At 43.6% G+C, this 23,027-nt stretch carries 18 protein-coding genes and 6 pseudogenes; 20 read left to right on the forward strand and 4 right to left on the reverse strand.

The window, feature by feature from the left end; genetic code table 11:
- Positions 1–19: 19 nt before the first annotated feature.
- Positions 20–274: a hypothetical protein gene (locus tag QNH10_RS06700; protein ID WP_283733994.1), complete on the reverse strand. Its 255-nt coding sequence runs from the start codon at positions 272–274 to the stop codon at positions 20–22.
- Positions 271–1,644 (reverse strand): spore germination protein, encoded by a 1,374-nt coding sequence (locus tag QNH10_RS06705; RefSeq protein ID WP_283733995.1) that lies wholly within the window; start codon positions 1,642–1,644, stop codon positions 271–273. Before QNH10_RS06705 ends, QNH10_RS06700 begins: the two co-directional genes overlap by 4 nt.
- Before the next feature lie 196 nt (positions 1,645–1,840).
- On the opposite strand from QNH10_RS06705, the pseudogene QNH10_RS06710 reads away from it, so the two are divergent.
- The 16 genes and pseudogenes from QNH10_RS06710 to QNH10_RS06780 all read left to right on the forward strand — a co-directional run bounded on the left by QNH10_RS06710 (position 1,841) and on the right by QNH10_RS06780 (position 16,727).
- Positions 1,841–3,558: pseudogene (locus QNH10_RS06710) on the forward strand (adenine deaminase C-terminal domain-containing protein).
- Positions 3,559–3,567: 9 nt separating this feature from the next.
- Positions 3,568–3,735, forward strand: a complete 168-nt coding sequence (locus tag QNH10_RS06715; protein WP_283733996.1) for a hypothetical protein — start codon at positions 3,568–3,570, stop codon at positions 3,733–3,735.
- Positions 3,736–3,790: 55 nt separating this feature from the next.
- Positions 3,791–4,648, forward strand: a complete 858-nt coding sequence (locus QNH10_RS06720) for a DUF3048 domain-containing protein (RefSeq protein ID WP_283733997.1) — start codon at positions 3,791–3,793, stop codon at positions 4,646–4,648.
- Positions 4,649–4,679: 31 nt separating this feature from the next.
- A complete protein-coding gene (locus QNH10_RS06725) occupies positions 4,680–4,997 on the forward strand; it encodes a YerC/YecD family TrpR-related protein (RefSeq protein WP_283733998.1) in 318 nt (105 codons plus the stop codon).
- Between the two features lie 87 nt (positions 4,998–5,084).
- Complete coding sequence (pcrB, locus tag QNH10_RS06730) at positions 5,085–5,780, forward strand: heptaprenylglyceryl phosphate synthase (protein ID WP_283733999.1); 696 nt, start codon at positions 5,085–5,087, stop codon at positions 5,778–5,780.
- A 251-nt stretch (positions 5,781–6,031) separates the two neighbouring features.
- A pseudogene (pcrA, locus tag QNH10_RS06735) lies at positions 6,032–8,232 on the forward strand (DNA helicase PcrA).
- Between the two features lie 12 nt (positions 8,233–8,244).
- Positions 8,245–9,513 carry an NAD-dependent DNA ligase LigA gene (gene ligA / locus QNH10_RS06740; protein ID WP_283734000.1) on the forward strand — a complete coding sequence of 423 codons (1,269 nt, stop codon included), beginning with the start codon at positions 8,245–8,247 and terminating at the stop codon, positions 9,511–9,513.
- Positions 9,456–9,743: a hypothetical protein gene (locus QNH10_RS06745; protein ID WP_283734001.1), complete on the forward strand. Its 288-nt coding sequence runs from the start codon at positions 9,456–9,458 to the stop codon at positions 9,741–9,743. Before ligA ends, QNH10_RS06745 begins: the two co-directional genes overlap by 58 nt.
- Positions 9,721–10,266, forward strand: coding sequence for a helix-hairpin-helix domain-containing protein (locus QNH10_RS06750; RefSeq protein WP_283734002.1), 546 nt, complete (start codon positions 9,721–9,723; stop codon positions 10,264–10,266). The genes QNH10_RS06745 and QNH10_RS06750 overlap by 23 nt, the downstream gene beginning before the upstream one ends.
- Positions 10,267–10,272: 6 nt before the next feature.
- On the forward strand, positions 10,273–11,382 hold the full coding sequence (locus QNH10_RS06755) for a CamS family sex pheromone protein (protein WP_283734003.1): 1,110 nt from the start codon (positions 10,273–10,275) through the stop codon (positions 11,380–11,382).
- A gap of 273 nt (positions 11,383–11,655) precedes the next feature.
- Positions 11,656–11,943: an Asp-tRNA(Asn)/Glu-tRNA(Gln) amidotransferase subunit GatC gene (gene gatC / locus QNH10_RS06760; protein WP_283734004.1), complete on the forward strand. Its 288-nt coding sequence runs from the start codon at positions 11,656–11,658 to the stop codon at positions 11,941–11,943.
- Between the two features lie 25 nt (positions 11,944–11,968).
- Positions 11,969–13,434 (forward strand): annotated as a pseudogene (gene gatA, locus QNH10_RS06765) (Asp-tRNA(Asn)/Glu-tRNA(Gln) amidotransferase subunit GatA).
- Positions 13,434–14,230, forward strand: a pseudogene (gatB, locus tag QNH10_RS20530) (Asp-tRNA(Asn)/Glu-tRNA(Gln) amidotransferase subunit GatB); the annotation flags it as partial. The pseudogenes gatA and gatB, both read left to right, overlap by 1 nt.
- A 237-nt stretch (positions 14,231–14,467) precedes the next feature.
- Positions 14,468–14,863: an Asp-tRNA(Asn)/Glu-tRNA(Gln) amidotransferase subunit GatB gene (locus tag QNH10_RS20535; RefSeq protein WP_347178043.1), complete on the forward strand. Its 396-nt coding sequence runs from the start codon at positions 14,468–14,470 to the stop codon at positions 14,861–14,863.
- Positions 14,864–15,108: 245 nt separating this feature from the next.
- Positions 15,109–15,678 (forward strand): thioredoxin family protein, encoded by a 570-nt coding sequence (locus tag QNH10_RS06775; RefSeq protein WP_283734005.1) that lies wholly within the window; start codon positions 15,109–15,111, stop codon positions 15,676–15,678.
- A gap of 101 nt (positions 15,679–15,779) precedes the next feature.
- On the forward strand, positions 15,780–16,727 hold the full coding sequence (locus tag QNH10_RS06780; RefSeq protein WP_283734006.1) for a diacylglycerol kinase: 948 nt from the start codon (positions 15,780–15,782) through the stop codon (positions 16,725–16,727).
- A 29-nt stretch (positions 16,728–16,756) separates the two neighbouring features.
- On the opposite strand, the gene QNH10_RS06785 is transcribed toward QNH10_RS06780, so the two are convergent.
- Positions 16,757–17,191, reverse strand: coding sequence for an NUDIX hydrolase (locus QNH10_RS06785; protein WP_283734007.1), 435 nt, complete (start codon positions 17,189–17,191; stop codon positions 16,757–16,759).
- Positions 17,192–17,489: 298 nt separating this feature from the next.
- Between QNH10_RS06785 and QNH10_RS06790 the strand changes: the two genes are divergently transcribed.
- The 4 genes and pseudogenes from QNH10_RS06790 to rlmD all read left to right on the forward strand — a co-directional run bounded on the left by QNH10_RS06790 (position 17,490) and on the right by rlmD (position 21,606).
- Positions 17,490–18,836, forward strand: a complete 1,347-nt coding sequence (locus tag QNH10_RS06790; RefSeq protein WP_283734008.1) for a cytochrome ubiquinol oxidase subunit I — start codon at positions 17,490–17,492, stop codon at positions 18,834–18,836.
- Positions 18,833–19,860 (forward strand): annotated as a pseudogene (locus QNH10_RS06795) (cytochrome d ubiquinol oxidase subunit II). Before QNH10_RS06790 ends, QNH10_RS06795 begins: the two are co-directional and overlap by 4 nt.
- 12 nt (positions 19,861–19,872) lie before the next feature.
- Positions 19,873–19,980, forward strand: a complete 108-nt coding sequence (gene cydS / locus QNH10_RS21070; protein ID WP_381427617.1) for a cytochrome bd oxidase small subunit CydS family protein — start codon at positions 19,873–19,875, stop codon at positions 19,978–19,980.
- Positions 19,981–20,238: 258 nt separating this feature from the next.
- Complete coding sequence (gene rlmD / locus QNH10_RS06800) at positions 20,239–21,606, forward strand: 23S rRNA (uracil(1939)-C(5))-methyltransferase RlmD (protein WP_283734009.1); 1,368 nt, start codon at positions 20,239–20,241, stop codon at positions 21,604–21,606.
- A 72-nt stretch (positions 21,607–21,678) separates the two neighbouring features.
- On the opposite strand, the pseudogene QNH10_RS06805 reads toward rlmD, so the two are convergent.
- Positions 21,679–22,932: pseudogene (locus QNH10_RS06805) on the reverse strand (MATE family efflux transporter); the annotation flags it as partial.
- Positions 22,933–23,027 lie beyond the last annotated feature (95 nt).

Raw genomic sequence — 23,027 nt, forward strand, 5'->3', positions numbered from 1 at the left:
AGACCAGCGGTATACCAGGCTAGCCCAAAAAAAGGAGGATCGGTTTTGCAAACCATTTAGGAGCATACGCTTCCAAGATTTCGGGCAAGCCAAGTCCCGGGAAGTGACTGAATAGACTTACAAGAATATACGTCATTACAATCCCTATAATCAGTGCGAGAACTAACGAAAGAATTGTCCCACTACCGCTTCCAGAGATTAGAATTCTTGGTGTTAAGGAAACCATACTCGTCATCATATTAATCAAAATTAAGTAGAATATGAACCGGCTCATTTATTGCCCGCCTTCAATTCATCGTTTTTACCAATCCAAGGAATTCGCAAATAAGGTACGCCCAAACTTTCTTTATTAACCAATAGCATAATAATTCCCAGAAAGCCGATCAGCAGACCGACCATTCCGAATAAGGAACTGTAAATTAGTAATAATACACGAACGACCCGCATCGTAAAACTCATTTCGTTGACAGGAATGACGAATGTGGCAATCGCCATTGCAGAAATGATAATGATCATAATTGTAGACGTGAGAGCTGCTTCTGTTGCCGCCGTCCCTAAGATTAGTCCGCCGACGGTAGTTGCAGTCCCACTGACGGCTTTCGGCAGCCGCATGCTCGCCTCCGTCAACAATTCCATGAATAGGAGCATGAAAAAGACTTCAATGAATGATGGATACGGAACACCAATCCTGCTACCCGCAACTGTAAGGGCAAGTTCGATTCGAAGGATATTCGGGTTATAGGATGTCATTGCCACATATAAACCGGGAAGTAAAATACATATGAACAAACCTATATATCTTAATAGTATCGTCATCGTTGATAAGAGAGAGACGTGGTAATTGTCTTCCATCGATGACATGAAGTCGAAAAAGATAACGGGAGCAATGATGACATTCGGACTCCCATCAATGGCAATGATGACTTTACCGCCGACCAGATTATAGACGATCCGATCGGGCCGTTCGGTAACTAACGTTGTTGGAAAGAGCGTCCATCTGCTTTTGTTAAGGAAATGCTGGAGCTCGCCAGCGGATTGTAATAACGGAGTTTGCAGATCTTTAATCTGTTCTTTTAATTTTTTTAGAACTTCCTGATCGACCAAATCAATGTCATAAAGTAAAGCGACGGCACGTTTAGACTGATCATCCGTTACAATCTCTTCAACCTTCAAGGAGGATTTATGGTACCGTTGCCTAATTAAATTGATGGTCGTACCGATGTCCTCGCTTAACCCTTTTTGCGGTCCAAGGACTGTCGGCTCAATAGTCGTATCCTGCACTTCATTGTTCTTGATGAGGCGGATATCAAGTAAAAAAGTTTGATCACGTATAATAATCAAAACGCACCCTGAACTGATCTTGGTAAGCAGTTTATCTTTATCGGGCACATCTGTTCGATTTGGCAAGGAATGGATATAGGATGTAAAGCTTTCTTCAGAAGCCATTTCAAAAAAAGGCCGGATAACAGTCTGATGGATTTTATCGCCATCAGCCACTGATCTCAAATAGAAGAGGAACGCACATTCACCTTTCATTTGCAGTGGAGTTTGAACGACGTCGCCTGACGGATTGAACATTTTAGACAATGTGTTCACTATAGGAGGTGTTTTGGGTGCCCCAGTAGTTCCTGGCTTTTCATTCATCTCCAACTCTCCCTTCATCTGGAGCATAGAAAAAAAGTTTGCCCTTAGCGTCCCCACAATTAAGGAAATGATACACGGACGCATGACGACTGAAATTTCATGCAAATGATGCGAAACATCTATATTTCAAATGGATGCTATGCTACGATAAAAATATATAGATATATAGAATTCTCTTCAAAAGGGGTTTATTGAAATGTGGGACCAACGTGAAATTCAGCAGCAACTTGGGGTTATCAACGGAAAATTAGCGCCGGACCTCATCATTCAAAATGCGACGTACCTTCATTCCATCTTCAAAAAATGGGTGACGGGTAATATTTGGATCAAAGGAGATCGGATTGTCTATGCAGGTGACAGGATGCCAGCAATTACAGAAGGAACTGAAATCGTAGACGCTACGAATAAAAAAATCGTTCCTGGCTATATCGAACCGCATGTTCATCCTTTCCAGCTATATAATCCAGAAACATTCGCAGAGTATGCGGGGCGACTTGGAACGACGACGTTCCTATCGGATAATTTGACGTTTTTCTTGCTCTTAGGCAATGAAAAAGCTTTCAAAGTGCTTGAACAGTTGCGCGAACTGCCATTCTCATTCTACTGGTGGGCGAGATTTGATTCGCAAACAGTTTTACAAGATGAAAAGGAAGTGTTCAACCAGGAGAGAATCGCCGAATGGTTGAAACGTGATGATGTCTTAATGGGCGGTGAATTGACGGGATGGCCACGTCTCATGAATGGTGATCCGGATATAACCGCTTCACTTATTGCGGCAAAAAAAGCCGGAAAAAAAATCGAAGGACATTTCCCAGGGTCCTCAGAAAGAACGCTTGCGAGGATGAAACTTTTAGGCGTCGATGGTGATCACGAAGCGATGACTGTTGAGGAGGTTGAAGCTCGCCTGCAGCAAGGGTTTGCGGTGACGCTTCGCCATTCATCCATTCGCCGGATTTGCCGCAACTTTTAAATGGGATCCTTGAAAAGGGTCATGATGTGTTCGATCATCTCATGATGACAACGGATGGCTCGACACCTTCATTCCACATGGATGGTGTCATGGATAAATGCATTCAAGTAGCGCTCGACGCTGGCGTTAACCCAATCGATGCTTATTTAATGGCTTCCTATAATATCGCGCGCTATTATGATATCACCGATTTGCATGGTGTGATTGCGACGGGAAGATATGCGACGCTCAATTTCCTAAAGGAGGACAAGAACCCGGTTCCAACTGACGTTCTCTCTAAAGGCAAGTGGCTGAAGCGTAACAATGAACCTACTGAGTCATTCGAGAATGTCGATTGGTCTGCGATTCCAGATTTCAAATTGGACTTCGACTTAGGCGAAAAGGATTTCGAATTTAGTCATTCAGTAGGTATTAACATGGTGAATGACGTCATTACAAAACCATATGAAGTGACAATTGACCTTTCGGTGGACAGATTGTCAGATGAACACGACGAGAGCTTCCTTATGCTCATCGATCGGAATGGAAAGTGGCGAGTCAATACGGTTATTAAAGGATTCGCAGATCATGTTCAAGGATTTGCTTCCTCCTATTCGAATACAGGGGATATCATTTTGATTGGAAAAGATAAGCGAGAAATGTTCCGTGCATTCCGTGAAATGAAACAGATGCGGGGCGGAATGGTGTTGCATGAAGACGGAAAGATTGCAGCGTCAATCCCACTTCCAATCAGTGGAGGATTGTCAGCGGAAAACGTCGAAGTACTAATTGAACAGGAACTGAAATTGAAAAAAGCACTCTTGGAACGGGGATATAAACATGGTGATGCCGTTTATACCTTCTTATTTTTACAATCAACACATTTGCCATATGTACGGGCAACTCAAATAGGGCTTTATAATGTCATGAAGAACGAAGTAATCATTCCATCGAAGGAAAGATAGGAGGAAGTAATGAAGGGGAATATGAGGGGATGGCTTATAGGAATGGCCATTTTGTTGCTGTTGTTGTCAGCGTGTTCGAAAGATGAAAAGGTGGGCGCAGAAGAAAAAAATCCAGAGCCCACGGAGAATGATGAAGTTGAAGAAGTAGTCGAAAAACTGAAGATGAGGATGAAGTGAACGGATCGCTGCGTTTTCAATCGCCGTTCATAGGTGCGTTAACGGAGGATGAAAATTGGGCCAGACCTGTTCTTGCAACAATCAACAACCACCCGGCGGCCGACCCCAATCGGGAATCAGCCAGGCAGATGTCGTATATGAATTCCTTGCTGAAGGGAATATGACACGCTTCTTGGCATTATTCCAAAGTGAACTTCCGGAAACGGTGGGGCCAATCCGAAGTGCTCGGGATTATTTTGTTTATTTGTCAAAAGGGATGGACGCGTTTTACGTTGCACACGGTTATAGTCCGGATGCAAAAGCTTTATTGGACAGAAAGTATGTCGATCATATAAATGGCATGCAATATGACGGAACTTTATTCAAAAGATCATCGGACAGAAAAGCACCACATAACTCCTATATTAGCGGAGAGAATATCAAAGCCGCTATGGAAAAAACAAATTCATCTACTGAAATCGTGAAGGTACCTGAGTTCGCCTTCCATGATTCCGTCGAGGATGCACGAGTAGGGGATATTGCAACAATGATCGACATTCGTTTCAGTTCGGATAAAAATTTCATATCCACATTCTCATATGATCCGGAAAATGCAACGTATGACCGGATGGTAAATGGCATCAAAACAATTGATAAATTGAATGACACGCCAGTTGGAGTTTCCAATATCCTCGTTCTTGAGGCAGGCCACCGCACAATCGATAGTGTAGGCAGACTGGCCGTCGATATTGAAAGTGGCGGAAAAGCAATTCTGTTCCAGGCGGGTATTGCCAAAGAATTGGAATGGAAGAATATTGACGGTTTTTTAGTGCCTGTTGAGAATGGCGAGTTAGCTAAATTAGTTCCAGGAAGAACATGGGTCCATATTGTTCCAACTTCGGGAATCTCAAAATCAGTCACTTATACTCCTTGAACGAACGATAGGAAATAGGGGGGAAACTTGCATGCAAATAAATAAAATCCGAAGTGAGCAGACAGACAAGCTATTCAAAGCCATATTGGAGTTGAAGGATCTCGAGGAATGCTATATGTTTTTTGATGATCTATCCACAATGAGCGAATTGCAATCGATGGCTCAGCGGTTAGAAGTGGCTCATGCATTGAAACAGAAAAAGACATACGATCGAATCCAAAACGAAACCGGAGCAAGTACAGCAACAATTTCACGCGTCAGGCGTTGTGTTGACTACGGTTCGGGGGGCTATAACACTGTGTTGAACCGCCTCTACCCGGAGCTCATCGAAAATAGCGATAAGAAGTGAACAGGCGGAGAAACGTTCCGCCTGTTTTTTTGGTATACTGTGGGATAGAAGATGACAACGTAATTTGATGGATTAGGTGGTAAAACAATGGATTATAGACAATGGCGCCACGCCTTTAAAGTGGACCCTGCTAAAACTTTGACGGATGATGAAATCGAAAGACTTGCTGAATCTGGAACGGATGGCATTATCGTAGGTGGAACGGACGGAGTAACACTCGAAAATGTCCTCGATCTATTGGTACGCATACGGAGATACTCCGTACCGGTCGCGCTTGAAGTGTCAACGGTCGAATCCGTAACGCCTGGCTTTGATTATTATTTCATCCCGACAGTCCTTAACTCAACAAAGACAGAATGGGTGAATGGCATCCATCACAAAGCCCTTAAGGAATACGGTCATATGATGAATTGGGATGAGGTCATAACAGAAGGCTATTGCATTCTGAACACCGATTGCAAAGCGGCCAAGCTGACAGGTGTACAAGAAGTCCCAGACGAAGAAGATGTCATTGCATATGCACGCATGGCAGAGCATCTCTTTAACTTGCCAGTATTCTACCTCGAATATAGCGGCACTTACGGAGACAAAGAAATTGTCAAAGCCGCCGCCCGTGTATTAGAAAAAACACAACTATTCTACGGTGGAGGTGTCCGTTGCGCAAAAGACGCCAAAGAAATGGCCTCCATAGCCCAAACAGTCATAGTAGGCAACATCATCTATGAAGACATGAAAGCTGCTTTGTCCACTGTAGAAGCAGTGAAAACTGTACCTTTAATATAAGATCTAAATATTTTTAAGAAGCTCCGTTGATTGAAGCGTAGGGCGGCGACTCCTGCGGGAAAAGCGTCAGCAGAAGACCCCGCAACGAAGCGAAGCGTAGTGAGGAGGCTGAAGCGACGCCCGCGGAAAGCGTCCGCCGAAGCGGAAATCAACAGTGTTATTTATCTTTCGATAATGTATAATAAAGAACAAACGTTCCACGAAAGGCGGGATTACTTTTGAATGAAATAGCAGCAGACTTGCTTGTCGGCATGAACCCGGAACAAGCCCGCGCAGTAAAAAAAACCGAAGGCCCACTCCTCATCATGGCAGGCGCAGGCTCAGGTAAAACAAGGGTACTTACACATCGCATCGCCTATCTGATTGTCGAAAAAAATGTCTACCCTTCAAATATATTAGCCATCACATTTACAAACAAAGCAGCAAGAGAAATGCGTAATCGGATCGACGGTCTACTTGGACCCGGAACAGGCGAGCGGATGTGGGTATCCACATTCCACTCAATGTGTGTTCGTATCCTTCGAAGAGACATCGATCGGATTGGGATCGCAAAAAGCTTTTCTATCCTTGATGGATCGGACCAATTGACTGTCATTAAAAACGTGCTGAAGGAACGGAATATTGATCCTAAACAATATGACCCACGCGCAATGCTTGGCGCAATCAGTTCGGCAAAAAATGAATGCATCGATGCGGAAAACTTTAAGGGACAGATCAATCCGCATAACCCATATGAAAAGACAATTGCAACTGTCTATGAAGGGTATACGAAGAAACTTCGTCAAAACCAATCACTCGATTTTGACGACCTCATCATGATGACTCTCAAACTATTCGAACGCGTACCGGAAGTCCTCGAATTTTATCAAAATAAATTCCAATATATCCATGTTGATGAGTACCAAGACACGAATAATGCCCAATACAGACTCGTAATATGTTGGCATCGAAATTCAGAAATCTATGCGTTGTCGGTGACTCAGACCAGTCTATCTATAGATGGCGTGGTGCCGATATTGGAAATATTCTTTCATTCGAAAAAGATTATAAAGACGCAACAGTCATCTTGCTTGAGCAAAATTATCGATCGACCAAAAACATCCTGCGAGCAGCAAACGATGTTATCCAAAACAACCGTAGTCGTTACGATAAGAAATTGCGGACAGATAACGCAGAAGGCGATTCAATTACCGTCTACAAGGCTTCTGACGAGCGGGATGAATCCCAATTTATCGTACAAAGAATCATCGAGCTGAAGGAAAGCGAAAATCTAACGCTTGATCAGTTCGCAATACTGTACAGAACGAACGCGCAATCCCGTATGATTGAGGAATATCTTGTGAAATCCAATTTGGATTACACGATTGTCGGAGGCACAAAGTTCTATGATCGAAAAGAGATTAAGGATTTATTGGCTTATTTAAAACTGATTGCGAATAACGATGATGACCTGGCGCTTGCAAGGATTATCAATGAACCGAAACGGAGCATTGGTGCTACATCTTTCGACAGAATGGCACAATTTGCGATTGAGAATGACCGTTCAATTTTCGACGCCTTACAGGAAGTGCATTTCATGGGGCTGACAGCAAGAGCGGCAAATGAAGCAGTGAAGTTCAGAGATATGATCCACGGATTCACACAAATGCAGGAGTTCTTGCCGATCACTGAGTTAGTTGAACAAGTGTTAGAAAAGACAGGCTATCGGGAAATGCTTATACGTGAAAAAACGATTGAATCGGAAAGCCGATTGGAAAATATCGAGGAATTCCTTTCCGTTACGGAGGCATTTGAAAAAAGAGCAGAGGAAGATGAGGGAGACCGCTCTCTCGTTGCATTCCTGACAGATCTTGCGCTTATTGCGGACATCGATTCATTGGATAAAGAAGAGAACCAAACATCCGAAAAAATCGTCCTTATGACGATGCATGCCGCAAAAGGACTTGAATTTTCAGTCGTCTTTGTAATCGGGATGGAAGAGAATATATTCCCTCACTCAAGATCCATAGGGGACGACGAAGAAATGGAAGAGGAACGCAGACTTGCGTATGTCGCAATAACGAGGGCGGAGCGTATGCTTTACTTAACTTGCGCCTCCTACAGGACGTTGTTTGGACGCTCAAGTTATAATAATCCATCACGTTTCATTGCTGAAATTTCAGATGATATCATTGAAGTGACATCGAATAACAATCAAGGCTTTTCATTTGGCGGGTATAGAAGAACAGAAGTGCCTGTTCGAACTGCAGTCAAAAAGCCGAAATATCAATCGAGCGGTGGAGAGAAGATGGGCTGGAGAGCGGGCGACAAGGCGACCCACAAAACTTGGGGAACTGGCATGGTCGTCAGCGTGAAAGGGAAAGAAGACGATCTTGAACTTGATATCGCATTCCCAGAACCAGTCGGCATCAAGCGGTTACTTGCTAAATTCGCTCCGATAGAAAAAGCGTAGGGAGAGGAAAACATGGACCAAAAAATAAATCGAAATGAAGTTGAAAAACGTGTGCGGGAACTCAATAACCTGCTCAAAGAATATGGACATGCCTATTATGTATTAGATAAGCCGGTTGTCCCTGATTCTGTTTATGATCAACATATGCAGGAACTGTTAGCCATTGAGGCGGAGCATCCAGATTTGATTTTCCCGGACTCTCCATCGCAACGCGTTGGAGGGGAAATCCTTTCTAACTTCAGCAAAGTGGTCCATGAATTTCCGATGCTGAGCCTATCGAATGTGTTTAATGAAGAGGATATTCGTGATTTCGATAGACGGGTACAAGCAGGTGCAGGCCATTCCATCACGTATATTTGTGAATTGAAGATAGACGGACTTGCCGTTTCATTAAAATATGAAAAAGGCAATTTCATTCAAGGGTCGACACGTGGGGACGGAACAATTGGGGAGGACATCACAGCGAACTTGAAGACAATCCACGCGATTCCTTTGAAACTGTCAGAACCTATAACAATCGAAGTCCGCGGTGAGGCATATATGCCGAAAAAATCATTTATAAAATTGAATGAAATGCGTGATGAAAACGGTGAAGAGCCATTCGCAAATCCACGGAATGCTGCGGCGGGATCGTTGCGACAGCTTGATCCGAAAATTGCTGCAAGCCGCAACCTCTCCGTATTCATATACGGAATCGGCGGGGATGGAAGTGCGTATGGACAAGACAGCCATTCGGATTCACTCGATTATCTTGCTACACTTGGATTTAAGACGAATACAGGAAGTAAGCGATGCAGTTCAATTGAAGAAGTGATCGAGTATATTGAATCTTGGCAGGAACGCAGACAGGATCTAGATTATGAAATAGATGGCATCGTCATTAAAGTGGATGGCTATGAAGATCAGGAGCAATTAGGATTCACAGCAAGAAGTCCAAGATGGGCGACTGCTTACAAATTCCCAGCGGAAGAGGTTCATACGAAACTTTTAGATATAGAACTGAGTGTTGGTCGGACAGGCGTTGTCACCCCTACAGCGATTTTGGAACCAGTACGAGTTGCCGGAACGACAGTGGCAAGGGCATCCCTTCATAATGAGGACTTGATCCGTGAAAAGGACATTCGGATCGGCGATGCTGTCATTATTCGTAAAGCAGGGATATTATCCCGGAAGTCGTCAGTGTTCTCCTTGAACAACGGACAGGAATGGAAAAACCTTACGAAATGCCCGATAATTGCCCGGTATGTGATTCCGAGCTTATCCGGATTGATGGAGAAGTAGCATTAAGATGTGTAAATCCTCAGTGTCCGGCACAGATGAAAGAAGCACTAATCCATTTCGTATCTCGCAATGCGATGAATATCGAAGGGATTGGGGAGCGTGTTGTCGACCAGTTGTATACTGCTGGGCTCGTTCATGATGTATCAGATCTATACGCCCTTACAAAAGACCAATTATTATCACTGGAACGAATGGGGAGAGAATGCATTGAACTTGATATCTGCGATTGACATATCCAAAGAGAATTCTTTGGAAAAGTTATTATTCGGACTCGGCATCAGACATGTTGGTGAAAAGGCGGCACATATTTTATCGGAAGAATTCGGTACGCTTGAGAAAATTGCAATGGCCGATGCGGATAGGCTTACATCTATACACGAAATAGGTGATAAAGTCGCGGACTCTGTCATTTCATTTTTTGAAAATGAAGATGTCCAGGAAGTGATTGACAAGCTGAAATCATATGGCGTGAATATGATATATAAAGGCCGAATACGTGAGGAGTTACCGACTGAAGGGCCATTTGCTGGAAAGACGGTTGTGTTGACAGGGAAACTTTCGATTTTGACACGTAATGACGCAAAAGAACAAATAGAGGCAATGGGTGGTAAAGTGAGTGGGAGCGTCAGTAAAAAGACGGACCTTCTCATTGCTGGTGAAGACGCAGGATCCAAGCTTGTTAAAGCGCAAGAGCTTGGCATCACGGTTTGGAACGAAACAGAGTTGGTCGATGCGCTCGGCGAAAAGGAGTAATTTTGTATGAAAAGGTTCTTAGCAGTACCCGGCATGGCGGCCGTCCTTTTGTTGGGAGGCTGTCTACCTTCAATCGGCCCAGATAAAGAGGAAGTCATCCAGGAAAATGAAAAGGTCGAGGAAACAGTAATGATTCCCGACGTTCAATTGAAAGACGAGTTTTACAGGACTCTGCTTCCTTTTAAGAAAAGCGCAAGCCGCGGGCTAGTTGTTAACAATATATACACGAAGTATGATGTCCAGGAGTCGGAAGAAGGCCTAATGCGCCTATCTGCCCAGCATTTTGATCCGAAAAATCATTTTTTCCAGGAAGGCCAGTATATCGATAAAGATACTGCCAATACTTGGCTTGCAAGAAGTTCCAACAATGAGGCTGGCTTGAATCCACCGGAAGCAAAGGGCGAGGATGCTGAGGAACAGCCAATCTATCTTGCTCATATATTGGAGCAGAATTATTTGACGATGACGGATGATAGGAAAGTGCACCTATCCGGAATATCCATAGGACTTGCTTTAAATTCAGTCTATTACAGCAGAGATGGTAAACAAACAACCATTCCTGACAAGGAACTTGAAAAGAAAGGCATGGACATGGCAGAAATTATTGTCAGCAGGCTTAGAGCGAAAGAAGGATTTGCAGATATTCCAATAGTCGTCGGACTTTTCAAGCAAGAAAAAAGGAATTCGATTGTTCCGGGCACTTACTTTGCGACAGCTTATGCTGATAAAGGGAAGGCTGCACCGTCTGGATGGAAAGTAGTGAACGAGCAATATGTATTGCTTCCTGCTTCGTCTGACATTGAAAATTATCGTGAGATCAACACGACATTCAATAAATTTAAACAGGATATCGATAAGTTCTTCCCAAGCTTCGTAAACGTAATTGGAACAGGTTTTTTCAAGGAAGATCGTATGCAGTCGCTTCAGATTAATATACCTGTCCAATTTTTTGGGAAGACTGAGATTATCGGTTTCACACAGTTTTTGACTGATCATGTCAAAAAATATTTTCCGAATATCGACATTGAAGTGAGCATCACTACAGTAAATGGTCCAGAGGCATTGATTGTAAAGAAAGCTGGAGAAAAGGAATTTGTTCATATATACGGGTACTGATACCAAAGCAAGCGCCCTGCGCTTTTCGGTGTCCAGCTCCGGGCGCTAAAAGCTCGGGTCATAATTCGAAGATGCTCTGTGGCAAAAACCGCCACGCCACATCTTCGCCTTATGCCTGAGGCCGGCAGGATGCCGGTCATGCAGTCGTTGCCGCAGGACGCGGCGTTCTTAGACTGCGAACCTTTGCAAGCGCCCTGCGCTTTTCTGTGTAACTTTTCAACAAAACAGTTAGATGGTATGATTAGTCGTACAATTGCAGTGGGAGGAAATCAAATGACGAAATTTACCCAAGATGATGTAAAATACTTCGCGAATTTCGCTAAAATCGGCGTGTCGGATGAAGAAGCTGAAGTGTTTGCTGATCTCATTTCCGAATTGGTCGTATTTGGCGATGTGTTGAAAGAAGTCGAAACAGATCACATAGAGCCGATGACTCATCCGTTGCAGCTTGTCAACGTGCTACGGGAAGATGTTCCGCAAGATATTCTTGACCGGGAAGAGATGTTGGCAAGCGTGGAAGAGCATGAAGCCGGAATGATAAAAGTTCCGAATATCCTGTGAGAACGGGTTTTGAGGAGGATGTAATATGACGTTAATGAAAAAGTCGGCAGCAGAACTTCAACAACTTTTACATAATCGGGAAGTCTCTGTCAAAGAATTGACCGAAGATTCATTGCAACAAATTGCGAAGCTTGACGGAAAAGTGCAAGCATTTCTTACGGTGACTGAAAAAGAAGCATTATCCAGAGCGGAATCTTTAGATAATGAACCGATGGAAAATCGTGGCCCTTTGTTCGGACTGCCAATCGGCATAAAAGATAATATCATTACAAAAGGCATCACAACGACATGTGCGAGCAAGATGCTTGAAAATTTTGTTCCAGTCTATGATGCGACTGTCATGAACAAAGTTAACCAAGCCGGTATGGTCAGCGTAGGGAAATTGAACATGGACGAGTTTGCAATGGGTTCAACAACAGAGCGTTCGGCATTCAAGACAACTCATAATCCATGGAATTTGGATAGCGTTCCAGGTGGATCTTCTGGTGGATCAGCTGCAGCTGTTGCAGCAGGGGAAGTACCTTCTCTCTTGGCACAGATACGGGCGGATCAGTCCGTCAACCTGCCGCTTTTTGTGGTGTTGTCGGGATGAAACCGACATATGGACGAGTATCTCGTTATGGTCTTGTTGCATTCGCGTCTTCATTGGACCAAATCGGACCAATCACTCGAACTGTTGAGGACAATGCGCTTCTTTTGAATGCGATTTCAGGATTGGATCAGTGGGATTCATCATCCTCGCCTATTCAGGTTCCTGATTTCCGTGCAGGCTTGACTGGGGACATTAAAGGATTGCGAATTGCGGTTCCTAAGGAATACTTAGGCGAAGGCGTTGCGGAAGACGTAAAAGAGTCCGTTATGCAAGCATTAAAAGTCCTTGAATCCCTTGGCGCAACTTGCGAAGAGGTAACGCTTCCACATTCCAAATACGCTTCACCGGTCTATTATGCGATTGCTACATCAGAGGCTTCTTCTAATTTTGCAAGATTTGACGGCATCCGATACGGTTACCATCCGGAAGGCGCAAAGAACTTGGAAGAGATTTATTTGCGTTCACGTTCTGAAGGATTCGGAACTGAAGTGAAAAAGCGGATTCTTTACGGAACGTACGCATTGAGCGCGGATCATCATGAGGATCTTTATGTCAAAGCGATGAAAGTCCGTACGCTTATTGCTCAAGATTTTGCTACTTTATTTGAAAAATATGATGTGGTCATCGGTCCAACGAGTGCTACAACAGCCTATAAAATTGGCGGCGCGGTGCAGGATCAATTGACATTGTATGCAAATGACGTATTAACAGTCTCTGTCAACTTGGCGGGCGTTCCGGCGATTTCAGTACCATGTGGTCTTTCTAATGGAATGCCAGTGGGCTTGCAAATCATTGGGAAGCATTTTGATGAAGCGCTTCTTTACAGAGTTGCTCACGCTTATGAGCAAGCGACTGATTTTCATACACAATCTCCATCTTTAGGGGAGGGGAATGAATAATGAACTTTGAAACGATTGTTGGGCTTGAAGTCCACGTTGAATTGAAAACAGATACGAAAATCTTTTCACCGGCACCATCCCATTACGGAGCGGAGCCGAATATGAATATCCACGTCACTGACTTGGCATACCCTGGGACGCTCCCGACAATGAACAAACGAGCGGTTGACTTCGGAATGAAAGCTTCGTTCGCCTTGAATTGTGAAGTCGCGGACGTCATGAATTTCGACCGGAAACATTATTTCTATCCGGACAATCCTGCAGCTTACCAAATTTCCCAAGATAAACGACCTGTCGGCCAAAACGGCTGGATTGAGATCGAAGTTGAAGGGAAAAAGAAAAAGATTCGTATCGAACGTGTTCACTTGGAGGAAGATGCAGGTAAGTTGACGCACACGGATAACGGTTATTCACTCGTCGATTTAAACAGACAAGGAACGCCGCTTATCGAAATCGTTACGGAAGCGGATATCCGCTCACCTGAAGAAGCATATGCATTCCTTGAGAAATTGAAAGCAATCATCCAATATACAGGCGTTTCCGATGTTCGTATGGAGGAAGGGTCACTCCGATGTGACGCCAATATTTCATTGCGCCCATTCGGTCAGAAGGAATTTGGAACAAAAACGGAATGAAGAACTTGAACTCTTTCAACTACGTACGTCGTGGAATTGCGAATGAAGTTGAACGCCAGGAAAAAATCCTTCTTTCTGGAGGGGAAATCCAACAAGAAACACGCCGTTATGACGAGACGACAGGCCAAACCGTACTCATGCGCGTTAAAGGAAGTGCGAATGATTACCGATTTATCAACGACCCGGATCTTCCTGAAATCCATATCGATCAAGAATGGAAAGACCGTGTGCGTGCTGAAATCCCGGAACTTCCTGACGCTCGTAAAGCTCGTTACGTCCAAGAGTTAGACTTACCAGAATATGATGCACATGTATTGACATTGACGAAGGAAATGTCGGACTTCTTCGATGCAACTGTTGCTGCTGGAGCCGATGCGAAACTTGCTTCCAACTGGTTGATGGGTGAGGTTTCCGCTTATTTGAATGCAGAGCAAAAAGAACTGCATGATACAGCTCTAACACCAGAGGGACTATCCAGTATGATTAAACTGATTGCGGATGGTACTATTTCATCCAAGATTGCGAAGAAAGTGTTTAAGGAACTAATCGAGAATGGTGGAAACGCTGCTGATATCGTGAAAGAAAAAGGTCTCGTTCAAATTTCGGATGAAGGTACGCTTCGCACAATCGTAAGTGAAATTTTAGATGCGAATGAACAATCGATTGAAGACTATAAAAACGGTAAGGACCGTGCTGTCGGTTTCCTCGTCGGACAAGTGATGAAAGCGACGAAGGGTCAAGCTAACCCGCCGTTAGTCAATAAAATCCTCCTTGAGGAAATTAACAAGCGATAACAAAATATGGAGAACGTCCTATGCGAGAAATTTCGTATAGGGCGTTTTTCAAATAAAGCCTCCAAGTCTAGCTTCGGGTGGCAGCCTCTCGGGTCATAAGTCAGCTTTGCTACACGGCAAAAACCGCCGTTTCACAAATCCGCCTTACGCCTGTCGAGGCAAACCGCCACCCTCCGCTTTTGTTTTGCATCCTATTTGATTGTCTTAACGAATAGACTTAAACTAAGGAAAAGGAGTGTTTAGCTATGAAAACTGAAAAACAATATTTTGATGAAGCAATAACGCTAGAAGCGTATATGGAAAAGATGGAGAAGCATAAAGAGAACAGCTTCGGGATCTACGAAAAATTCGAAGTGCCGCAGGACGATGAATTCATTGAAATTTTGAAAGAGAAAAAGCCTAATGTTTTAGTTATAACTGAAGATTGGTGCGGGGACGCCATGATGAATAATCCAATCCTTCGTAGAATTGCAGAAGCTGCTGAATTGGATGTTCGGACTGCCTATCGGGATGAAGATACAGATTTGATTGATATGCATTTGACGAATGGCGGAAGATCGATACCAATTTATCTCCTTCTTGATGATGAAGGGGAAATCCTTGCGAAATGGGGTCCACGTGCTACTGCAATACAGGAGGATGTGCTTGAGCGCCGTAAGCAACTCCCGACGAAGGAAGACCCTGCATTCGACGAAAAGCAACGCGCATTCATTTCGGAACTGATGACAGAATATACGACACAACCCGAATTATGGTTAACGGTCTATGAAGACATTAGAAAAACATTCATGCCGGCACTACAGAAAACGAATTGACGGGTAAAGGGTGCAACATATCTTTAACATAAGGCGTCCTATTGCTGGATCAGTAACGCATATGCAAGTGCAATAATTTGTATGATTGAGAGGGAACATGTATGAAGCGTGCACGAATCATTTATAATCCGACAGCAGGACGTGAAATATTCCGGAAGCATCTGTCTGACGTGCTTGAAAAGCTTGAGAAAGCGGGATATGAAACATCAGTACATGCGACAACCGCGGAAGGCGACGCGACTGTGGCTGCGAAGGTAGCTGTAGAACGCGGTTTTGACGTCATCATCGCCTCAGGTGGTGATGGAACGTTAAATGAAGTCGTTGCGGGTATTTCATCATGCGAAAAACGACCGAAAATTGGACTGATTCCAACCGGAACAACGAACGACTTTGCACGGGCACTGCGCATTCCCCGTGATATTGATGAGGCCGTGGATATCATTATAAAGGGCGAAACAATACCAGTAGACGTCGGGCTTATGAACAAACGCCATTTCATCAATATAGCTGGCGGTGGCCGGATGACCGAATTGACATATGAAGTGCCAAGCAAGCTTAAAACTGTTCTTGGACAGCTTGCTTATTACTTGAAAGGTATCGAGATGTTGCCTTCCTTCCATTCGAGTAATGTGAAAATCGAGTACGATGATAATGTGTTTGAAGGGGAAGCGATGCTGTTTCTCGTTGGACTTACAAATTCTGTAGGTGGATTAGAAAAACTTGCACCTAATTCAAGTATTAATGATGGTAAGTTCACATTATTGGTATTGAAAAAGTGTAGTATTGCTGAATTCATCCGAGTTGTTAGTTTGGCATTACGCGGTGAACACCTGGATGATCCGTTAGTAATCTCATCGCAAGCATCTAAAATAAAGGTCACTTCTTCAGAGGAAGTTCTACTGAATTTAGATGGTGAGTATGGCGGAACGCTACCCGCCGAATTTGAGATTAAATACCGCCATGTTGAAATGTTCGCCACACTTGATCAATTGCGGGAACAAGACAGAATTGTTTTAGACGAAGACGATGAAAAAGCTGCATTGGACTAAGAATCCTTGCAGCTTTTATTTATGTTGTTTTAGACAATAAACTCGATATCTTCATCCTGCCTAGCAGCAAGTTGCGGTAAATTATGAATCGGCATCCATTGGCAATGGAAAATCATACCGTTGTCCTGCCCCTCGCTTTGAACAAGATTATCCCACTCAGTTTCATCGTCTCCTATATAAATAAGATGAAAGATATTCCGCTCATGAATAACATCTTTTCTATGTTCAGGAAAGTAATTTCTTTTATGCACTTTCCCCCTTAACTCCAGTTGCTCACGTCTAATACCGGTCTCTTCTTCAATTTCCCGATATAACGCATCAATGAGCAACTCGTCCCTTTCGATTGTTCCCCCAGGAACTTGCAAACCTGCATCAGGGTTCCCTTTTTGATCGAACACAAGGATTTTGCGTTCGGTGTTTTCCCCTTTTGTAATGTAAGCTAAAACTTTTCGTTTCACTTCCATTGTGCTCATCTCCCTTTAATCCTTATTATACAAAACATTCAAATTACTCTCAAGAGTGTTGTTGTCAAAAATAGTTCACGGTTGCTGTGACAATTTTGTTATTTCGATCCCAAAAAGGGAAAAGTAATAAGCGATGGTCATCTTATATAGATACAAGGAGATTTACTCACATAGGAGGCGTATGATCCGTGTATAAAAAACAAGAGAAATGGCTTATGTGGATAGTTTTCACCGTAGCAGGAATAATGTTGTTGTCCATTGTGGGAAGAGTTTTCGGAAGTTGAAGGAGGAATAGTAAATGGGAAATGAAGAAGCTGTTTTTTATTCACGTGTCCTAACGGAATTGACATTAACCTTCCATATCATTTACGCAACAATCGGTGTCGGTATCCCACTCATGATCATGATTGCGCAATGGGTGGGTATCAAAAAAAACGATGAACACTATATATTGCTTGCAAGACGATGGGCACGTGGATTTGTAATTACGGTCGCCGTCGGTGTCGTGACAGGGACCGTGATCGGTCTGCAATTATCCTTGCTATGGCCAAATTTCATGGAGTTTGCCGGGAATGTCATTGCACTTCCACTTTTCATGGAAACATTCGCATTCTTTTTTGAAGCCATTTTCCTCGGTATTTATTTATATACTTGGGACCGATTTGAAAATCAGAAAAAGCATTTACTGCTATTAGTGCCTGTTGCTATCGGCGCATCTTTTTCCGCGGTATTCATAACGATGGTGAATGCGTTCATGAATGCCCCTCAAGGATTCGACATCGTCAACGGAGAACTCGTAAACATCAACCCGATTATCGCGATGTTCAACCCTGCGATGCCTACGAAAGTGGCACATGTCGTTATCACTGCGTATATGACCGCTGCTTTTGTGTTAGCGGCAATTGCTGCATTCCGATTACTGAAAGGTTCGGACCATATTTATCATAAAAAAGCTCTTTTTCTAACGATGAAATTAGGGTTCATTTTCTCGCTCGCAACTGCATTGATCGGAGATTTCTCTGGTAAATACCTGGCGGAGTACCAACCGGAAAAGTTGGCTGCCGCAGAGTGGCATTTTGAAACGCAGGAAAATGCCCCACTCATTTTGCTTGGCGTGTTAAGTGATGGGGAAGTGAAGTATGCTCTTGAAATTCCGTTTGGGCTTTCCATGCTTGCGCATAATAATCCGAAAGCAGAAGTCATTGGTCTGGATCAATTTCCGGAGGATGAAATACCGCCACTTTATATCCATTATTTATTCAACATTATGGTGTTCATTGGTATGTGGATGACAATCCTATCCGCATTGTATTGGATTGGCGTCAATCGTGGATGGAGACGCGTGTCTACCAAGTGGTTCCGTTGGCTTATTGTCCTTGGAGCACCGTTGACAATGATCGCCATCGAATCAGGTTGGTGGCTTGCGGAAGTCGGAAGGCAGCCTTGGATCCTTCGCAAGATTATGCGTGTCGAGGATGCCGCGACGACAAGCGGGCAAGTCGACTTAATGCTTATGCTTTTTGCGTTGCTATATCTAATCCTTGGAGTCGGAAGCATTGTCGTCCTTAGACGAATGTTCTTTAAAAACCCTGTAGAACAAGAGCTTGCTGATCGAGATATAGAAAAAGGCGGTGAAGTACGATGAACCTTGAAATCTTAGGAATCTCGGTTCTTTGGTCATTCCTCTTCGGGTATATCGTCGTCGGTGCAATTGACTTCGGTGCTGGATTTTTCAATGCATATAGTTTGCTGACGGGAAAAGATCGGATCCTGACAAAAGTCATCCAACGCTATTTATCGCCTGTCTGGGAAGTGACAAACGTTTTCCTTGTTTTCTTTTTCGTAGGGATTATCGGGTTCTTCCCGAAGACGGCATTCTACTATGGAACGACATTATTAGTACCTGTCAGCATTGGAGTTATCCTACTCGCGATTCGCGGTTCGTATTATGCATTCGAAACGTACGGGGCACGTGGACATAAAGGGTATTCGTTCATGTACGGCGTTGCGGGATTATTGCTACCTGCATCGTTATCTATCGTCCTTACTATTTCGGAAGGCGGCTTCATCGACATGGTAGATGGGCATCCGGTGCTCGATTATTGGGTTCTTTTCTCGAGTCCGCTGACGTGGGCAATAGTTGTCTTAAGCATCGCGGCAACACTATATATTTCCGCTACATTTCTGACATGGTATGCAAATAAAGCAGGGGACGTCGATGCGACAGACTTGCTTCGGAAATACGCGCTCATCTGGTCGCTGCCGACTATCATCACAGCAGGTGGAATCATTTTCGAGCTACGGAGGCATAATTTCGATCACTATACTAATATCCAGACATTTTGGCCGATGTTCCTTATTTCATTTTTGATGTTCGTAGGAACGGTTTGGCTACTTGCGAAACGACGCAATTATGGTTGGGCGTTCGGATTACTTGCAGGGCAATTCGCATTCGCGTTTTTCGGATACGGTGCATCGCATTATCCCTATTTGCTCTACCCGCATTTAACGATCTACGACAGTTTTTCACGAACCCAGCGATGGCGATTTCGCTTGTTGTAGTTTTCATCTTAGGTCTTGGTTTGTTGATCCCGTCACTAGTGCTACTTATGCGCCTATTCCTGTTCAATAAAGACTATGTGCGTGGAAAGGATAATTTCCATGCTTAGGAGGGATGAATCATGTCTAATTTTATAATTTTTTATGCACCATTTATTATCCTAATTGCTGCCATTGTCATCGCGTTTCTCGTCGCACCGTTGGACGGTTCTGTGAATAAGAAGGATTAATGGAAAACAGACGTCTTGTGGCGTCTGTTTTTTGCGCCTTGAAAACTTATCGATCATTTCCCGCCGGATATCGATCATTTCCCAGCATTTATCGATCAATTGGGAGGAGTTATCGATCATTTCCCAACTTATATCAATCATTTCCCGAGATATATGGTCATTTCGGGACCTTTGACGCACTGATGTAGGCGACTTCCCTTCACTTTTTTAGACGAAATAATGTTAAACTTGTATCACACGAAATTTGGAGGAAAAATCATGTCTTTTATTGTAAATCAAAACGACCGTCTCACTGTCCATGTTGAGGATTTGACACATGACGGATCGGGCGTTGCAAAAGTGGAAGGGTATCCACTCTTCATCCCAGGAGCATTACCTGGAGAAGATGTTGAAGTCCAAGTCGGAAAGACGTTGAAGAATTATGGATTCGCACGTCTGCTTGATGTGAAAAAGCCATCTCCTGATCGCATCACACCACCTTGCCACGTCTTCTGGGAATGCGGCGGTTGCCAGCTGCAGCATTTGTCATATGAAGCACAGCTCATCCAAAAGCAAAAACAAGTCCGAGACGTCATCGACCGAATCGCAAAATTGCCAGACGTTCCTGTCCATCCCGTTAAAGGAATGGAAGATCCATGGCGCTATCGCAATAAATCTCAAATCCCCTTTGCCGAGCGCGATGGGAAGGTTGTATCAGGATTTTACAAATCCAAAACACATCACATCGTTGATACCGATGTTTGTATCATTCAAAGCGCAGAAGCCGATGAACTGATGTCAACGTTGAAGCATAAAATGCACGAAATTGGACTGGATGCGTATAACGAAAAAACACATCGCGGCATGCTTCGACATTTAATTGTCCGGAAAGGGAAAGCGACTGGGGAAATCATGGTTGTCCTTGTGACCCTTAAAAAGAAATTTCCTCAAAAAGAGGCAGTCGTTGAACTGATCAAAAGCGTTGTACCAGAAGTGACGTCCATCATGCAAAACGTCAATGGCGAAAAAACGAACGTCATTTTCGGAAATGAAACGATTTGCTTGTACGGCAAGTCATTTATCATCGACACGATTGGCGACATCCAGTTTGAAATATCGGCACGTTCCTTCTACCAAGTGAACCCCGCTCAAACTGAAGTGCTCTACAAACAAGCACTTGACTATGCCCAGTTGACAGGTGGGGAAATGGTAATCGATGCATACTGCGGAATCGGTACGATTTCATTGTTCCTTGCGCAAAAGGCGAAGGAAGTGTACGGTGTAGAAATTGTGCCACAAGCAATCGAGGACGCTAAAAGAAACGCAGAATTGAACGGCATTACAAATGCCTATTTCGAATCGGGTGCTGCTGAAGACGTTATTCCGAGATGGTATGCGGAAGGGAAAAGATTTGACGTTTTAGTCGTCGACCCACCACGTAAAGGCTGTGATGAAAAATTGCTTCAAACGATCCTAAAATATAAACCAAAACGGGTTGTGTATGTATCCTGCAATCCAGGAACACTGGCACGCGACTTGCGAATCTTGGAAGATGGTGGCTATCAGACGAAAGAAGTGCAGCCAGTGGACATGTTTCCGCAGTCAAGCCACGTCGAGTGCGTGGCATTGCTGACATTAAAAGAATAAACAACAAAGATAAAAATAACTAAAACAGGAGGAGAAAAACACGTCATTTTTCTCCTCCTGTTTTTATCTTCGTTATTTATTTGGTGAAACGAGCGCATATCTTTCCCATCGTCTACTTTTCCATCGGAAGTACATAATGGTAGCGCGTACCCATTCATCTGCCGCAATGGCTAGCCATACGCCAACAAGTCCAAGATTCAATTGGAAAACTAACAAATAACCTAATGGCAAACTCATGGCGACCATCGAAAAAGCACCGATGATGACGGGGTATTTCGCATCCCCGGACGCACGTAATGAATTGATAATGACAATATTCATCGTCCGTCCCGTTTCAAGGACAATGCTTAGCAATAAGACGGTGGCACCTATTTCAATAACAGCCGGATTATCCGTAAATAGTTTTAATAAAGGATAGCGGAAAATCATGACGAGTGCGACCATACATAATGTGAACAACAATGCCCACTTCACACTCGTCCAGACGCTTTTGTATGCATCATCCTTTTTATCACCGCCGACCAGACGTCCTACAATAATGGCAGTACCCATTCCAATTGCAATTGCAAATAAATACGTAAACATGGAGATATTCACGGCATACTGCCTAGCTGCCAACGATTCCGCCCCTAAATAAGTGACGTAATACAAAAAGACAATTTGACAGCCTTGGTACATAATTTGTTCGAACGCGGATGGGATGCCAATCTGCAATATTTTCCCTATATATTCTTTTGAAAGCGTAATATAATAGCGGAATTCCACGCGGTACTCCATCACCCGATAAAGCAACCAGAAAAACACAATCATCGCAAGTAAACGGCTAACGACTGAAGAAATTGCAGCCCCTTGAACACCTAATTCAGGAAAACCGAACTTCCCAAAAATGAGCAAATAATTCCCTACGACGTGAAAAATATTCATACCCAACGAAACAAGCATCGTCTGTTTCGTAAAGCCATGCACCCGAATGATTGCTGCCAATGAATTGATAATGGCTTGCAGGAAAATAGCCCCTCCTACAATGACCAAATATCTGGTGGCGTAGTCCAATACATCTCCTTGTAAATTCATTGCAATCATAATATTTCTGGAAAACAGAACGAATAATACACTCATAATCAGTCCAACAATCAGGTTCAACGTAATCGCCAGTGCTGAAATTTTGGATGCCTCTAAGTATCTCTTCGATCCAAGATATTGGGAGACGAGAATCGCGGCTCCATTTCCGACAACTTCAAGCACGAGAATGGCAATATGAATATACTGATTAGCAGCCCCCACGCCCGACACTGCATTATCTGACAATGCGCTCAACATAAACGTATATGAAAGCAGTTACACTATAAATGTAACCACAACCTATAGGGTGGTCTCAAAAGCTAGATTGGACCGAAATTTTAAGGAAAGTAGTAAAACAA

Origin of the sequence: Sporosarcina thermotolerans, assembly GCF_030067815.1 — a bacterium.
Taxonomy (GTDB): domain Bacteria; phylum Bacillota; class Bacilli; order Bacillales_A; family Planococcaceae; genus Sporosarcina; species Sporosarcina thermotolerans.